The organism is Streptomyces daliensis, from assembly GCF_054782395.1.
This window is the reverse complement of the sequence record NZ_BAAGSO010000009.1, coordinates 34,490-51,630: the sequence shown is the minus strand read 5'-3', so window position 1 is coordinate 51,630 and position 17,141 is coordinate 34,490. Positions and strand designations below refer to the sequence as shown.

Here is a 17,141-nt window from a genome sequence, read left to right as displayed (position 1 = left end):
CAAGAGCAAGGCCCGCCAAGAGCAAGGACAGGCCCCTCGCGTTCCTGCCCCCTTCGGGGTGGGGCGGGGGCGCTCCGGGGGGTGTGCGCCGGGGCTCGCGCGCTCCGGGCGGAGTCGGGTGTACTCCGGCCCAAAGGGTCGGAAGGTTCGGATGGGGCGAGGGAGAACACTTCCTCCCCACAAGCCTCACCTCGCCCGCCCATTTGTTCGGGCGGCGGCACAAGGGGTCCCCCGCTCGCTATACGCTGGCGGGATGACGCGTGCAGAGCAGCCAACGGGCGTGAACCCCCCACCCCCCGACGACGCACTCGCCGCACAGTCCCGCGACAGCGCCGTAGGGGCGCTGCTGCGCTATCCGCCGCTACGACGGCTGTGGAGCGCGCAGTTGACCGGCGGGATCGGCGATGCGCTGGCACTGCTGGTGCTGTTGCTGCTTGCCCTCCAGGCGGCGACGGTGCAGGCAACGGGCGGCAGTCCCCTCTTCGGCGGCGGTTATCGGGGGCTGGCGCTGGTCGTCACCTCCGTGTTCGCCGTGCGGCTGCTGGCCACGTTGCTGTTCGGCGCCGTGCTCCTCGGCCCCCTCTCCGCGCTGGTCACCCCCGCGCGGGGCACCGGCAGGGCGGCCTCGCCGCGCGCCGGTGCCAAGGCCACGGACGGTACGGGCGGCGCGACGATCTCGCTGGAGAAGGGCGAGGGCGACGGCAAGGGCGCCGACGGTGCGAAGGGCGGCGTCGACGCCAAGGGCGGTACGGGCGCCAAGAGTGCCAAGGGCGGCAAGGCCCCCGGAACCGGCGGCACCGGCTCGGCCTCCGTCAGGGGACTGCTCGACCGGCGCTGGACCATGTTCGGCGTCGACGTCGTGCGGGCCCTCGCGCTGATCGTCGCCCCTATGTGGATCGACTGGACCCCGGCCAACGCCTTCGTCCTCGTCCTTGTCACCGTCTTCGTGCTCGGCGTCGGCGAGCGCCTGTGGACCATCGCCAAGGACAGCGCGGCGCCCGCGCTGCTGCCCTCGCCGCCGCCCGAGGGCGCGGCCGTGCGGCCCCTGCCCGACCACCAGGACGCGCTGCGCCGCCTCTGGCTGCGCACGGGCTTCGTCTCGCTGCCCGTCGCCGCGGCCGGGCTGGTCCTCGTCACGCTGATCAGCAACCTGTTCGGCGCGGGCATCGACTGGTTCCACACCCACCAGGCGGCTCTCGCGTCCTACGTCGCGGCCGGACTCTTCGCCGCCGCGGTCTCGATCGTGTACTTCCTCCAGTTCCCCGACACGGCGACCCCGCGTCCCCGCTCGCCCCTGGAGGGCCTGCGCCGTCCCCGTAAGGGTGACGGCACCGACAAGGGGCGCACGGGCGCGATCCCGCTCCTCGTGCTGGCGTCGGCCGCCGTCGGCGGCGCCGTCGCCGCAGCCGTCGCGCTCGCGCCGCTGCGCGCCGCCGACCTCGGCGGCGGCCCGGTCGGCTTCGGACTGCTCGTCCTCGCGCTGACGGGCGGCACGGTCGCCGGTATCCGGCTCGCGCCACGCGTGCTGGAAGGACTCTCGCGCAGGCGCCTGCTCGCGCTGGCCATCGCGCTGACGGGCGTCGCACTGCTCGCCGCGGGCATCGTGTCCGACCCGACGAGCGTGCTGCTGCTCGCCGTGCTGGCCGGCCTCTCGGCGGGCGTCGCGGCCAACACCGGGCACACCCTGCTGGACCAGGAGACGGAGGACTTCCGCCGTGCCCGTACGACCGAGCACCTCCAGGCCGTGGTGCGCCTGGCCATCGCCGTCTGCGCGCTGGCCGGGCCCGCGCTCGCCGCGCTGATCGGGCCGCACCGCGTCGAGCAGGGCGCCTTCGTCATCGACCACGGCGGCGCCGCCTTCACGCTGATGCTGGTCGGCGCGCTGCTGCTGCCCGTCGCCGCGCTCGTGCTCGGCCGCGCCGACGACCGCCAGGGCGTGCCGCTGCGGCGCGACCTGCGCGAGGCGTTCGGCGGTGGCCAGCCGCGCCAGGCCCCGGCCGCCAGCGGCTTCTTCATCGCGCTGGAGGGCGGCGACGGAGCGGGCAAGTCCACGCAGGTCGAGGTGCTCGCCGAGTGGATCCGCGCCAAGGGGCACGAGGTCGTCGTCACCAAGGAGCCCGGCTCGACGCCGATCGGCAAGCGCCTGCGCTCGATCCTGCTCGACGTCTCCTCAGCGGGGCTCTCGCACCGCTCCGAGGCCCTGCTGTACGCGGCGGACCGCGCCGAACACGTCGACACCGTCGTCCGTCCCGCACTGGAGCGCGGAGCCGTCGTCATCTCGGACCGCTACATCGACTCGTCCGTCGCCTACCAGGGCGCGGGCCGCGATCTGTCGCCGACGGAGATCGCCCGCATCTCGCGCTGGGCGACGGACGGGCTCGTTCCGCACCTCACCGTCCTGCTGGACGTCTCGCCCGAGACGGCCCGCGAGCGGTTCACGGAGGCGCCCGACCGGCTGGAGTCCGAGCCCGCCGAGTTCCACGAGCGCGTACGGTCCGGCTTCCTGACCCTCGCAGCCGCCGACCCCGCGCGCTATCTCGTCGTCGACGCGGGCCAGGAGCCCGAGGCCGTCAGCACTGTTGTACGCCACCGGCTCGACGAGGTGCTTCCGCTCTCCGAGGCCGAGATCAAGGCCCGCGAGGAGGCCCGTAAGGCCGCCATCGAGGAGGCGCGCAGGAAGGCCGAGGAAGAAGCCGCGCGCAAGGCGGAGGAAGAGCGCCTGGAGCGCGAGCGCCAGGCGCAGATGGCCCGGCTGCGCGCCGAGGAGGAAGAGCGCAAGCGGCGCGAGGCCGAGCTGGAGAAGGAGCGCGAAGAGGCGCGCCGCGCCGAGGAGGCCCGGCAGCGGGCCGAGGAGGCACGGCGCATCGCCGAGGAGGAGCGCCGTCGGCGCGAGGCCGAGGAGCAGGCGCGCAAGGACGAGATCGAGCGGCAGCGGCGGCTGGCCGAGGAGGAGGCCCGGCTGCGGGCCGAGGCCGAGGAGCGCCGTCTCGACAAGCAGCGCAAGGCCGAGGAGGCGCTGCTGCGCGCGGAGCAGGCGCGCGCGGCGGAGCAGTCGCGGACGGCCGAGCACCCGCTGCCGGGGGACGTACGCGACCCCGACGGTTCGGACGCGGACACGGCGCAGATCCCGCGGGTGGATCCGGAGGCGGCGTCCGGGCACGGCGGCTCGGGCGGTTCTGGTGGTTCTGCTGGTTCTGGTGGTTCTGGCGTGCGGCACTCGATGACCAAGGAGGGTGCCCACGGAGGCTCCCACGGCGCGGAGGAGTCCGACGCGGAGCGTACGGCGCTGCTCCCGCAGGCGGGGCACGCCGGACAGCCCGGACAGCCGGGACGGCCCGCGGCCGAGGACGACGAGACGGCGCTGCTCCCCCAGGTGAACCCCGGCGGCCCGGACGACGGGCCCGAGGGCGAGGACCGCACCCGGGAGATGCCGCAGATCGACCCCGAGACGGGCCGCCCCACGAGGCCGCGCCCCGACTGGGCCGAGGAGACCCCCCTCGACGACGTGCCCACGCTGGCCGACGAACTGCTCGGCGGTCGCGAGTACGGGGACTACGACGAGGACAACGGGAAGAAGCGGCGCCGGGGGCGCTGACCGGTTCTCCGCCGACGGCGGCGGGTGCGGCGCGAAGGCGCGGCGCCCGCCGCCGTCGGCGTTCGGGAGGCGGGGCCGTTGCCGTCGGCGGAGCCGGGGCCGAGGTCAGAGCCGGTGCGTCCGTGGTTGTCAGTGCCGTGCCCCACAATGGACGGCGGCGTGACAGAAGCCGAGGACACGGCGAGCACGGGCACGAGGGAAGATCACGAGGGAAGAAGGGGGCGCTGGCGGACATGGCGGTCTGGGACGACGTGGTCGGCCAGGAGCGGGTGACGGAGCAGTTGAGCGCCGCGGCCCGCGATGCCGACGCCTTTGTCACGGCCGAGGCCCGGGGGAAGGGCTCGGCCGTGCTCTCCGGCTCGTCCATGACCCATGCCTGGCTCTTCACCGGACCGCCCGGCTCCGGCCGCGCCGCCGCGGCCCGCGCCTTCGCCGCGGCCCTCCAGTGCGTGAGCCCGGACCGCGCGCTGGGCGGGCAGCCGGGGTGCGGGTTCTGCGAGGCGTGCCACACGACGATGGTGGGCACCCACGCCGACGTCGAGATCATCCGCACCGATCTGCTCACGATCGGCGTCAAGGAGACCCGGGATCTGGTGCGCAGGGCGCAGATGTCGCCGGCGGGCGGACGCTGGCAGGTCATCGTCCTGGAGGATGCCGACCGCCTCACGGAGGGGGCGGGCAACGTCCTGCTCAAGGCCGTGGAGGAGCCCGCTCCGCGCACGGTCTGGCTGCTCTGCGCGCCCTCGACGGAGGACGTGCTGCCCACGATCCGCTCCCGCTGCCGCCACCTCTCCCTCCGTACGCCCCCGGTGGAGGCCGTCGCCGACGTGCTGATGCGGCGCGACGGCATCGAGCCGGACATGGCGGCGTACGCCGCCCGCGCCACCCAGGGCCACATCGGCCACGCCCGCCGCCTCGCCACGGACCCCCGCGCGCGCACGCGCAGGGAGGCCGTGCTGAAGCTGCCCGCGCGCGTGGACGACGTGGGCGGCGCGCTGAAGGCCGCCCAGGAGCTGATCGACGCGGCGGCCGAGGACGCGAAGGAGGTCGCCGAAGAACTGGACTCCAAGGAGACCGAGGCGCTGCGCGCCGCGCTCGGCGGCGCCGAGGGCAAGCGGATGCCGCGCGGCACGGCCGGGGCGATGAAGGAGCTGGAGGACAAGCAGAAGCGCCGCGCCACCCGCACCCAGCGCGATTCGCTCGACCTCGCGCTGACGGACCTCACCAGCTTCTACCGCGACGTGCTGGCCCAGCAGCTCGGCTCCGACGTCGCCCTCGCCAACGCCGAGGTCCGCGACGTCGTGACGCGCCTCGCCTCCGCCTCCCGCCCCGAGCAGACGCTGCGCCGGATAGAAGCGGTGCTGGAGTGCCGTCGCGCGCTGGACCGCAACGTGGCGCCGTTGCTGGCCGTCGAGTCGATGGCGATGGCACTGCGCGCGGGCTGAGCCCGTACCCCTGGCCTTTTTCGCCGCCCGCGCCCGCTCACTCGTACGGGCCGGGAGCCGCGCATGTCCCGCGCCTGCCCGGATACGCTCCCCTGACGTGCCGAAAACCGAGGGATGGGTTCATGGACTCCAGGCGTCGTCTGCTCCTCCGCACCTCCTGTGCCGCGATCGTGGCAGCCACGCTGCTGGTGTCGGGCTGCTCGTCGGGGGGCTCGGACACGGAGGACCAGGGTGAGAAGTCCGCGAGCCCGGACAAGAGCCAGGGCCAGGGCCAGGGCCGCGAGGCGATCGGCGACGCGGGCGCCAAGCCGCTCGAACCGCTGCCGCGCGCGGTGCCCGAGGAGCTGAAGCCGTACTACGAGCAGAAGCTCTCGTGGCGGAGCTGCGGCGTCCAGGGCTTCGAGTGCGCCACGATGAGGGCGCCGCTGGACTACGACAAGCCCGACTCCGGCAAGGACCTCAAGCTGGCCGTCGCCCGTAAGAAGGCGTCGGGAAGCGGCGAGAAGACCGGTTCGCTGATGGTCAACCCGGGCGGCCCCGGCGGCTCGGCCATCGAGTACGTGCAGCAGGCCGCCGGAATCGGCTATCCGGCGCAGGTGCGCGACCGCTACGACATCGTCGGCATGGACCCGCGCGGCGTCGCCCGCAGCGAGCCGGTGAAGTGCCTGGACGACAAGCGGATGGACCGCTACACCCAGGTCGACCAGACGCCGGACGACCAGAAGGAGAAGGACGCGCTGGTCAAGGCGTACAAGGACTTCGCGGCGAGCTGCGAGAAGGAGTCCGGCGACATCCTCGGGCACGTCTCGACCGTCGAGGCCGCGCGCGACATGGACGTCCTGCGCGGGGTACTGGGCGACAAGAAGCTGCACTACGTAGGGGCCTCGTACGGCACGTTCCTCGGCGCCACCTACGCCGGCCTCTACCCGCAGAACTCCGGCCGCCTGGTCCTCGACGGCGCCATGGACCCCTCCCTGTCGATGCTGCGGGTCAACCGCGACCAGACGGGGGGCTTCGAGACGGCGTTCCAGGCGTTCGCGAAGGACTGCGTGCGGAAGTCCGGCTGTCCCCTGGGCAGCGGGAGCGTCGAGGACGCGAGCAAGCGGATGAGCGCCCTCTTCGAGAAGCTGGACGCGAAACCCGCTCGAACGGGGGAGTCCCGCAAGCTCACCGAGTCCCTGGCGACGACCGGTGTCATCCGTGCGATGTACGACGAGGGCTCCTGGCCCAGGCTGCGCGACGCGCTCAAGCAGGCGGTGAAGGGGGACGGGGCGCAACTGCTGGGCCTGGCCGACGAGTACTACGAGCGCGACCCGGACGGCTCCTACGGCAACATCATGTTCGCCAACCCGGCCGTCAACTGCCTCGACCTCCCGGCGGCCTTCTCCGGCCCGGAGGACGTCGAGAAGGCCGTGCCGGACTTCGAGAAGGCGTCTCCCGTCTTCGGGCGGGGCTTCGCGTGGGCGGCGCTGAACTGCGGCTACTGGAAGCAGCAGCCCACCGGTGAGCCCCACCGCATCACGGCCGAGGGCGCCGACCCGATCCTGGTCGTCGGCACGACCCGCGACCCGGCCACCCCGTACGCCTGGTCCCAGGGCCTCGCGGCCCAGCTCTCCCCGGCCCACCTCCTCACCTACGACGGCGACGGCCACACCGCCTACCTCCGCGGCGGCCAATGCGTCGACGACAAGGTCAACACCTACCTCCTCACGGGCAAGGCTCCGTCGGACGGCACGAAGTGCGGCGCGGGGGAGTGAGGGGCTGAGCCCTGGTGCGGGGCGAGCGGCGCGTGACCGGGGGCTGGGCGGTGGGGGGCCCGGCCCTGGCGGGGCCCTGGTGAGGGGCCTGCCACCGGCTCCCGCACCCCGTTCGGAGCACCCCTGGAAACTGTGTAGACTTATCAGCGCTGCGGCTGCCACGCTGGTCGCCCGCGGCGCTGCCGCCTTAGCTCAGTCGGCCAGAGCGACGCACTCGTAATGCGTAGGTCAAGGGTTCGATTCCCTTAGGCGGCTCGGACGAAGCCCAGGTCACATAGCCCGTGACCTGGGCTTTTTCATGCTCTGGAGAGGGAGGGGCTGGGGGGTGTCGCCCCTGCTCGTGACACCGAATCCACGGAGTGCGCGAAGGGAGCGCATGAGCGCAGAGCTTGTGTGGGGCCAGGGCTGGGCAGGCTCCGGAGCGCGGTTGGGTGAAACTAGCGAACGTCCCCGGCCGACTTGTAGAAACGCTGCAATTTGCTACCAACGGAGCGAGACGGGCGAGGAACCGAGGCCGTGGCTCTATGCTCCGCCGTGTCCTTGTCAGAGATGTTGATCAGTGGTGGCGATCTGCCCGTTCCCCCGGGCCGGGCATCGCCATCCAGCCGAGCGGGACGCAGGGTGGGCAGTTATTCTGACCCCGAAGCGGAGAGGGGGATGATGTGCTGCTGCGACTCCGCGTAGCGAACGTACGGTCGCTACGTGACGAACACGAGCTGTCCTTTGTCGCATCCGGCGAAGAGCCCAGTGCGGCGGCGCGTCCACTGACACTTGCCGGCGGCCAGTCGGTCAGAGTGTTCCCCCTGATCGGCGTCTTCGGAGCCAACGCATCGGGCAAGTCGAACGTACTGGCCGCTCTGACGGATATGCGCAGTGCGGTAGTGAACTCGTACGCGCGCTGGGCGTCGTACGACGGCACAGTGCGCGCCCCCTTCGCGCTGGACGCGAAAGGCGACAACGAGCCAAGCTTCTTCGAGCTGGACCTCGTGCTCGACGGTGTGCGCTGGACCTACGGCTTCGAACTCGGCTCGGAGCGCATCGAGGCAGAGTGGCTGCACAGCTACCCCCGTGGACATCGGCAGGTGTGGCTGGACCGGGATGCTTCGCGGCCCAAGGCCTACGACTGGCCGGGCGCCCGGGTGAAGGACCGGTCTCAACTGGAACGGCGCACCCGCCCCAACGCTCTGCTGCTGTCTACGGCTGGCACGGACAATCACCCCCAGCTCTCTCCGCTCTTTCACTGGTTCCGCCGCAACCTGTGGCTCATCAACCCGGAGGACGAGCGCGCGGAGCGTGAGGCATTCACCACGAGAGAGCTGTCAGGAAAGCGCGCGCGCCGCATCAATGAACTGTTGCGGATCGCCGACCTCGGGCTCACCGGCGCCGAGGTCGCCCAGGAGGGCAAGGAACGGGCGACGGTCAAGCTCATCCATCGCTCTGCCGCGGGGGACGTGGCCTTCGACTGGCGGCACGAGTCGTTCGGCACCCGCTCCTGGTTCGCGCTGCTCGGACCGCTCCTGCTTGCGCTGGACGAGGGCGCCGTGTTGCTCGTCGACGAGCTGGACGCGAGCCTGCACCCGCGGTTCGCGGCGGAGGTCATCCGGCTCTTTCACGATCCGCAGGCCAATCCGAAGGGTGCGCAACTCGTCTTCACCTCGCACGACCCGTCCATGCTGACCACCCCGAGCGGTGGCCGTCTGCTGGAGCCCGGACAGGTATGGCTGACGGAGAAGGACAAGGACGGTGCTACGGAGCTGTATCCGCTGACCGCTGCCTCTCCGGGGGAGGACGAGGACCTCATGAAGTCCTATCTGGCCGGCGCTTTCGGTGCCGTTCCCTCGCTCTTGGAGGGGCAGATCGCCCGGCGGCTGCTGGCAGCCGAGACACAGGAACGGGAGTACGAGGGGGGGCGGAGCTGATGGCACATACGAAGGGGAAGGATTCGCTGGGCCCCGCGCACAAGCCTGGGCGGCGCCGCAAGGTCGTACATGTCTTCACCGAGGGCAAGGTGACCGAGCCCGAGTACATCAAGATCGTCCGGGACCGGGCCGGAGTGACCGGTGTGGAGGTCCGCATCGCGAACGCCTCGGCGCCGGGGTCGCAGCGCAAGCCGGTCAAGCTGGTGGAGGCGGCGGTGCGGCTGATGTGTGAGGAGACCCGGAACGCGAAGCGCAGCAAACTGGAGAAGAAGTTCTGGCCTGCGGTCTGGTGCCTGTTCGACCGTGACCAGCACGACTCCATCGAGTCGGCCATGAAGCAGGCCGACGAGGCGGGGGTACGGGTCGCGTTTTCCCACCCTTGCTTCGAGGTATGGCGGCTGCTGCACCACAAGCATGTGACCGGCACCTTCGGTGGCGTCTGCGACATGGCGGCGGCGCGACTGCCGTTCGCCAACAGTGTGGCGAACCTCAAAGCGGTACTGCCCGAACAGATCCCTGAGGGCAGTTACGCGGAGGCGAAGCAGCGTGCCCTGAAGATGAATGCCGGCCACGAGGAGCATGTGCCGAAGGTGCTGCGTGATCCGTACACGGACGTCTTCGACTTTGTCGAACAGGGGATGGGCGTGACGTCCTACTGACGTGAGCTGACTGGTTCGGGCGAACGGTTTCCGCTGCACCTGGCAGCGGCCGTAAGGTGCCTACGTCGATTCGGGTCGTAGGGAGTCATAGGGTGGCCAAGCTCACGCTCGCGCAGTTGGAGCGGCATCTGTTCGCCGCTGCGGACATTCTCCGGGGCACGATGGATGCCTCCGAGTACAAGGACTACATCTTCGGGCTGCTCTTCCTGAAGCGGGCCAACGACGAGTTCGAGGCCGCCCGCGAGCAGATCAGGGCGGGAGCCGCGGAAGAGCTGGGCCTCTCGGGAGAGGTGCTGGAGGGCTACCTGGAGCAGGAGTCCGCCTACAGCGATCGCGATGTGCTGTTCGTCCCCAAGAACGCCCGATGGAAGTGGATCTCCTCCGCCACCCACAACATCACCGAGGACCGGCTGCGACCGGCGCTCCAGGCGCTGGAAGGGCAGAACAGCAAACTCAAGGGCCTCTTCGACCATCTCGACTTCAACCGGATCGGTGGCTCTGGTACCGCATCGGGCGCGGCGAAACTCGCCGACCAGCGACTGAAGCTACTCATCGCGCACTTCGGCCGCATCCGGCTGGGTACCGACGACTTCGAGTTCCCCGACCTGATCGGTGCCGCGTACGAGTACCTGATCAAGGAGTTCGCGGACTCGGCGGGCCGCAAGGGCGGAGAGTTCTACACCCCTCGTGCCGTGGTCCGCATGATGGTCGAGCTCCTCGCCCCCCGCACGGGCATGCGCATCTACGACCCCTGCGTCGGCTCGGGCGGCATGCTCATCCATGCCAAGGAGTACGTGGAGGAGCACGGCGGCGATACCTCCGACATGTTCTTCGCGGGCCAGGACGCCAACAGCGGCTCCTGGATCATGTCGACGATGAACATGGTGCTTCACGGAGTACGCCGCTTCGACCTGAGTACCGGCGACACCCTCGCCGAGCCTGCGCACGTACCGAGGTCCGACGCGGACCGTTTCGACGGGGTGCTCAGCAACCCGCCGTTCTCCATGGACTACACGCTCAGCGACCTCATGCACGGCGCACAGCGCACCACTTACGGGGTGACGAGCGAGCGCGGCAAGGCCGACCTGATGTTCCTCCAGCACATGCTTTGGGAGACCAAACGGGAAGGGCCCGGCGGCACGGTCATCACGGTCATGCCACATGGCGTGCTCTTCCGTGGCGGCGGTGAGCAGGAGATCCGTACGAAGCTGCTGGACGACGACGCGATCGAGGCGGTCATCGGCCTCGCCCCCAACCTCTTCTATGGCACCGGCATCCCCGCCTGCATCCTGCTGCTGCGTCCGCCAGGCAAGAAGGACCCGGCGCGGGCGGGCAAGGTCCTGTTCATCAACGCGGACCGGGAGTACCACTCCGAGCGGGCCCAGAACGTGCTCCTCCCCGAGCACGCCGAGAAGATCACGTCGACGTATCACGCGTACGCGGAGGTGCCCGGGTTCTCGCGGGTGGTGAGCCGCGAGGAACTCGCCGACAACGACGACAACCTCAACATCCGCCGCTACGTGGACAACACGCCGCCGCCGGAGCCGCAGGACGTGCGGGCACACCTGGTGGGCGGTATGCCGCGCGCGGAGATCGAGGCGAAGAAGGAGCTGCTCGACGCGTACGGGGTGGGGCTGACCGATCTTTTCGCGGAGCGCGAGCCAGTGGACCCCGAGTACGTCGACTTCCTGCCCGAGGGGAAGCGCCCGGACGCGGCCCGGCTCGCCGAACTGGCCCGCCCGCGCGAGGACGCTCTGTGGACGGCGTTCACGGAGTGGTGGGAGGCGGAGGCCCGGCACCTGGAGGAGGTTGCGGCGACTGACGAGCGGCTCGCTGAGCTGACGGCGTCTCAGCGCAAGGCCGCGTTGATGGCGGTGCGTGGGTCGCTGATCAAGTCGTTCGAGGAGCGGCTGAGCAAGGTGGGACTGCTGGACTCGCACGCGCTGGCCGGAGCGGTGGCGGGGTGGTGGTACGAGGCCAAGTACGACCTGCTCGCACTGTCGGAGAACGGGTTCGCGGGAGTGGTGGACGGCTGGATCGAGAACGTCGACACGCTGCTCGCCCCCGAACAGGACCCGAAGACCCGGAAGCTGCGGAAACGGACGACGGCGGAGCGCCGTCAGGCGTACGACCACAAGATCGTCGCCGCGATCGCGCCGGACTTCCTGGAGGAGCTGGCAGACGCGGACGCGCGCAAGGCGGAGCTGGACGCGCGGTGGAAGGAACTGAACGCCGAGCCGTCGGACGACGGGGAGGGCGACGGCGAAGGTGACGAGGGCTCTGTCACACGCGAGGCCGTAACGCTGAGTGCCGAGCAGCTCGCGGAACTCGCCAAGGTGAAGAGGGACCGCGCCAAGGCGGGTGCGGAGATCAAGCGCCTTGAGGCGGACTTCTGGTTCGAGTGGACGCCGGACGCCCAACTGAAGTTGGGTGAGGAGAAGCCCCGGCTGTTCCGAGCGCGCGAGGCGCTGGCGGGAGAGGACGAGCAGCGGGTGGTGCTGGACCTGCTGCGGGGGGACCTCGCGTGCAAGCTGGATGGGCATGTGGTGCGAAAGCGGCGGGAGTTGGTGGACGGGTACGAGGTGTGGGCGGACAAATACGCGGTGTCGTTGACGGAGATTCGGGCGGGGAGGGAGCGTGCGGTGGCGACGCTGGACGGGTTCCTGAAGGAGCTGGGTTATGCGTGAGGCCGCTATTGGTATCAGCCGTGACTCAAGGTGGGTCGAAAGGTCACTTTCCGATGTGACGGAACTATTGCGGCGCGGTACTGCTCCTTCGTATGTGAGTAGCAGCACTGTTCGGGTTATTGGTCAGCGGTGCGTGCAAATTAGTGGATTCCAGGCTGAAGCGGCGCGGTCACATGATCCCGGAAAAATGAGTAGGTCTCTAATCGCTGAGCACGGGGATGTACTGCTCAACTCGACTGGGACGGGGACAATCGGTCGAAGTTGCCTGTTCGACGATAAAGGCATATTTGTCGTTGATTCGCATGTTACGGTTTTGCGGGCTAGGCGGGATCTAGTGGAACCGCGCTGGATCGATCTGATTTTGCGTTCCCCCTGGGGGCAGAGCCGCCTTGAATCTCACTGTTTTGTGGGTTCAACCAACCAGGTGGAACTTTCCCGAGTGGAGCTTGCAGGTACAGTGATTCCGGTTCCCCCTCTGGATGAACAGCGCCGGATCGTCGAGGTGATCGACGCCGTATCTGCTCAGGAGCGTGCTATCGAGGCATCGGTTGCGAAACTTCGGGAAACGAGACGTGCTGCTCTTGACGCGATGCTGGGGGCGCTAAGTTGGGACCACACCTTGGCGGATGTTGCCGATGGTGCTATCCGCAACGGGTTCTCCCCTGTAGAGACTGAGGAATGGACCGGGGTGCAGATGTTGGGACTTGGCTGCCTCTCCGCCTCGGGTTTTGCGCCTCTGCAACTCAAGAATGCTCCGTCAACTGTTACCGCCGATCACAAGGCGGTATTGCAAGACGGGGATCTTCTGATGAGTCGTGCGAATACGCGGGAACTAGTAGGGATGGTCGGCGTATTCCGCGATGTAGGAACTCCGTGTATTTATCCGGACCTCATGATGAGGATTCGCCCGATGAAGGGGTGCTCCACTCGTTTTCTGGCTGCTTCACTGATGTCGACGCGCGGGCGTCGTTACATTCAGTCTATGGCTCAGGGGACCTCTGGAAGTATGGTGAAGATTTCGGCGAGGACTGTCCGAGAGATTCCAGTCCCGCTGCCCAGCCTTGAGGAGCAGAGGAGAGTTCTTTCTGCTCTTGCTTCATTCGATACGTCAGTCGAGACAGAAACAGCGGAGTTGGCTAAGCTGCGCACGCTTAGGCGGGGAATCGTTGACGATCTCTTGGCGGGAAGTGTCTGAGTGCTGCTGAACCGCGGCGACGGCCCTCACCGCGCGGTGAGGGCCGTCGCCGCGGTTCAGCAGCTGGGAGTCAGGCGGAGAGTTCTCCGCTCTTGATGGCCGCGATGAACGATGACCAACCATTCGCTGGGATCACCAACGCGAGGCCGTTCTGGTGCGAGATCCAGGTCGCGTCCATCGGCGGCTCCACGTCCGCCCCCTGATTCTCTCGCCCCCGCCCCGCCCAAGGCGCAGAATGGTTCGTCTGGAGAGAGTGGGCTACGGGCGGGAGGCACGGGACGTGGTGGCGCAGGTGGAGCGGGACGAGGTGGAGCGGCCTATCGTCGCGCAGCTTGAGGCGATGGGGTGGACGCACGTCCCCGGCAAGGAGATCGGCACGCTAGACGCCACGGCGCCGGTGCTCCGCGACAAGCTGGGCGCCGCGTTGCGGCGTATCAACCTCCGCGCGGCCGACAACGAGCCGTGGATGGATGCCACCGACGTGGACCGCTCCATCGCCGAGCTGACCTCCGTCTCGCTCGGGCGGGGCATCGCGCAGGCCAACTTCGATGCCACCGAAATGCTGCTCAGCGGCTACGTTCTCACGGGCCCGTCCGCCGGGCACGGCGGGGCTTCCGCCACGGTGCAGTACGTCGAGTGGCGCCCGGAGGCCGACCGGCTCGCGCTCAATGACTTCACCGTCGTCGATCAGCTCCGTGTCGAGAACCGGTCCGGCGAGGTGTCGATACTGGACCTCGCCCTGTTCGTGAACGGTATCCCGCTCGTCGCCGTCGAGTGCAAGAGCCCCGACCTCGCCGACCCCATCCGCAGCGCCGTACTCGACCTGCGGCATTATGCGGGCGATCCGGTCGTGGAGGACGAGCGTGACGACACCGGCTTGCCCGTGCCCGCCGGCGTCCCGGAACTGTTCCGGACCGTGCAGCTGCTGGTGGCCGCGACGGCTGAGACCGCGTACCTCGGAACCGTCACCTCCGTGCCCGAACACTTCCACCCCTGGCGGAGTATCGAGCCGGAGAGCAAGAGCACGCTCAGGGCAGAGCTGCCCGGCAATGTCAAGAAACTGAACGAGCGCCACAAGCTCGTCGGCGTCGTCCTGCGGCCTGCCGCGCTGCTCAATGTCGTACGTCACTACATCATCCCGCTCCCCGTCGAGACCGAGTCCGGCGGGACGCGGACCGTCAAGGCGATGGCCCGGCACCAGCAGTACCGGGCCGCGGAGAAGGCCGTGAACCGGCTGCTCACCGGCCGGACGCGCGGGGCGCTCGTGCCGGACGACGAGCGTGGCGGGGTCATCTGGCACACCCAGGGCTCCGGCAAGAGCCTGACCATGACGTTCCTCGTGCGACGTGTCCATCTGCATCCCCGGCTCAGCGAGTTCATGGTCGTGGTGGTCACCGACCGGACCCAGTTGCAGGACCAGTTGTCCGCGACCCTCAAGCTGAGCGAGTCCGACGTCGAGACGGCCGAGACCCGCACCCAGATGGAGGGGCTGCTGCGGGACGGTGGACGCCGGGTCGTCTTCGCGATGATCCAGAAATACGGGGGCGGCTTCACCTTCGCCGCCGAGGCTGGAGGCGACGGGGACGACCGGGACCTGCCCGGGGAGTACGCGGAGGCCGAGCGGGCCAGGGCGGCGGGGGAGGCCGAGGTGCCGCCGCCCGTGCCGAAATTCCCCGAGTGCAACACGTCCCCGGACATCCTCGTCCTCGTCGACGAGGCCCACCGCTCGCATACGAACACACTGCACGCCGCCCTGCGCAGGGCCATCCCCAACGCGGCGAAGATCGGCTTCACCGGCACCCCGATCATGACGGGCCAGTTGGACGACACCCGCCGGATCTTCGGGGCCGGATCGGACCGAACGTTCCTCGACGAGTACCGGATGGCGGAAGCCGAGCACGACGGTGTCGTCGTCCGTATCCGATACGAAGGCCGTACCGGTAAGGGCAAGGTTTTCGACAAGGACGGCCTCGACCGGAATTTCGCGGACCTGATCCACGGCCTCACGGACGACGAGAAGCAGAAGCTGCTGCGGAAGTCGCCCACCGCACGCGATGTCGCCGAGTCACAGCCGATGATCCGGGCCAAGGCCGAGGACATGCTGGAGCACTGGGTGACCTGGGTGCTGCCAGGCGGCGGCTTCAAGGCCCAGGTCGCGGCGGTCAGCCGGAAGGCGGCCGTGGAGTATCACCACGCGCTGCGACGGGCCCGCGACGCCCTCATGGTCGACCTCGCGGCTTTCCGGCCGGAGTCGGTGGCGGGGATACCACTGGAGAAGCTGGCCCGGCGAACGCGCTACCTCTACCAGGCGCACCAGTACCGTGCCCTGCTGCGCCGCATTGACTTCGTGCCGATCGTGTCCCCGGGCGAGGAGCGCAAGCGACGCGAGTGGCTGCACTGGACCGACGCGGACTGGCAGAAGGCGTACATCGAACGTTTCCACCAGGCGTTTCCGCATCTGCCGCCCGAGCCCGACTGGGTCACCACCACGCCCTTCAACACGCTGCCGCAGGGCGTACCGGAAGACGCCGTTGCCGATCACCCCTGGTCCCAGGAGCCGGTCGGACAGCCGGAAGGCTCCAGAGCGGCCGGGCCCGATCCCGTACATCCCGAGAGCCCGGTCGCTTTCCTCATCGTGAAGTCCATGCTGTTGACGGGCTTCGACGCTCCGCGTGAACAGGCGCTCTACCTGGACCGGCCGATCCGCGATGCCGAGCTGCTCCAGGCCGTTGCCCGGGTCAACCGGCCCATGGAGGGCAAGGACGTCGGGTACGTCGTGGACTACTACGGTGTCTTCGAGCATCTGGCCGGGGCATTGGCCGAGTACCGGGACGCCGATGTCGACGACACCATGCGGAGCCTCTCCGAGGAGATCAAGGGGCTGGAGCCCGCCGCCCAGGCGGTCCGCGAGTACCTGCGTCGGCACGGGGTCACGGAAGCGGATCTCTCCGATCCCGCCAGGCTGGGTTCCGCCGCGCAGGCTTTCGAGGACGAGACAGTGCGCTTCGGGTACGACGAGGTGCTGCACCAGTTCCTCGCCGTACTGGAACGCGTACTGCCGCACGAGAGCGGCCTAGACCATGTGGCCGACGCCCGGCGGTGGGGGATGCTTCAGAAGCGTGTCCGGCGGCTCTACCGGGACGCACCCGGCGGTACGTTCACCCTGCGCCAGTACGGGCGCAAGGTCCGGGCGATGATCGCCGAGCACCTGGAGGGGCCGGAGATCGAGCAGGTCATTCCGCCCGTCTCGCTCGCCTCGCCCGTCTTCGACGAGAAGGTGCGCGCCTTGCCTCCGCGTGAGGCCGCCGCCGAGATGGGACACGCGCTGCGCTTCCACCTGGAGGAGCGGGTCAAGCGGGAGGACCCCGAGAAGTACGCGCGGCTCTCGGAGCGGCTTGAAGAGATCCTGCGGGAGCTGCCCGAACGCTTCGAGGAGCAGATCGCGGAGTTCGGCACACTGATCGACGAGGCCAGGCAGGAGGACGAGGGCGACCCGGCGCTCGCGGGACTCAGCCCGTTGGAGCAGAGGGTGTACCGGCTGCTCGACCAGCTCCTGGAAGAGAACCCGGGGATCGTACGCAAGCAGCAGGACGCGCGCCGGCTGGTCGTCGCGGTGTGCGACACGGCCACGCAGACCATGGCCAAGGCGTCCTACCAGGGGCAGCACCAGGACATCAGCGCGCTGGCGAACAGCATCCAGAACCAGCTGCTCAAAGGTGGTGTGCAGCCCTCGACCAGCACGGACTGGGCGTCACTACAGGGCATGGCGCAGAGACTCGCGGCGCATGCCGCCGACAACCGACGGCAGTTCATCAGCAGAGACAGGGGAGAATGGGAAGGGTGACCCCACTCGCCGCAGAACGTGCTTACATGTCCCGTCAAGT

The 17,141-nt window shown here is 69.3% G+C and carries 8 protein-coding genes and 1 tRNA gene; all 9 read left to right on the top strand.

Annotation, left to right across the window (positions count from 1 at the left end):
* Positions 1 to 253 precede the first annotated feature (253 nt).
* The 9 genes from tmk to ACYVOO_RS02625 all read left to right on the top strand — a co-directional run bounded on the left by tmk (position 254) and on the right by ACYVOO_RS02625 (position 17,101).
* Complete coding sequence (tmk, locus tag ACYVOO_RS02665) at positions 254 to 3,595, top strand: dTMP kinase (RefSeq protein WP_461014031.1); 3,342 nt, start codon at positions 254 to 256, stop codon at positions 3,593 to 3,595.
* A 233-nt stretch (positions 3,596 to 3,828) separates the two neighbouring features.
* The gene (locus ACYVOO_RS02660) at positions 3,829 to 5,040 is read left to right on the top strand and encodes a DNA polymerase III subunit delta' (protein ID WP_461014030.1); all 1,212 of its coding nucleotides are present in this window, start codon (positions 3,829 to 3,831) and stop codon (positions 5,038 to 5,040) included.
* A gap of 122 nt (positions 5,041 to 5,162) precedes the next feature.
* Positions 5,163 to 6,797, top strand: coding sequence for an alpha/beta hydrolase (locus ACYVOO_RS02655; RefSeq protein WP_461014029.1), 1,635 nt, complete (start codon positions 5,163 to 5,165; stop codon positions 6,795 to 6,797).
* A gap of 181 nt (positions 6,798 to 6,978) precedes the next feature.
* Positions 6,979 to 7,052: transfer RNA gene (locus ACYVOO_RS02650), tRNA-Thr, on the top strand.
* A gap of 407 nt (positions 7,053 to 7,459) precedes the next feature.
* Positions 7,460 to 8,716, top strand: a complete 1,257-nt coding sequence (locus tag ACYVOO_RS02645; RefSeq protein WP_461014028.1) for an AAA family ATPase — start codon at positions 7,460 to 7,462, stop codon at positions 8,714 to 8,716.
* A complete protein-coding gene (locus ACYVOO_RS02640; protein WP_461014027.1) occupies positions 8,716 to 9,375 on the top strand; it encodes an RloB family protein in 660 nt (219 codons plus the stop codon). The genes ACYVOO_RS02645 and ACYVOO_RS02640 overlap by 1 nt, the downstream gene beginning before the upstream one ends.
* Positions 9,376 to 9,467: 92 nt before the next feature.
* Entirely contained in the window at positions 9,468 to 12,062 is a 2,595-nt protein-coding gene (locus ACYVOO_RS02635; protein ID WP_461014026.1) for a type I restriction-modification system subunit M, read from the top strand.
* Entirely contained in the window at positions 12,055 to 13,257 is a 1,203-nt protein-coding gene (locus ACYVOO_RS02630; protein WP_461014025.1) for a restriction endonuclease subunit S, read from the top strand. Before ACYVOO_RS02635 ends, ACYVOO_RS02630 begins: the two co-directional genes overlap by 8 nt.
* Positions 13,258 to 13,492: 235 nt before the next feature.
* Positions 13,493 to 17,101 (top strand): type I restriction endonuclease subunit R, encoded by a 3,609-nt coding sequence (locus ACYVOO_RS02625; protein WP_461014024.1) that lies wholly within the window; start codon positions 13,493 to 13,495, stop codon positions 17,099 to 17,101.
* Positions 17,102 to 17,141: the final 40 nt, after the last annotated feature.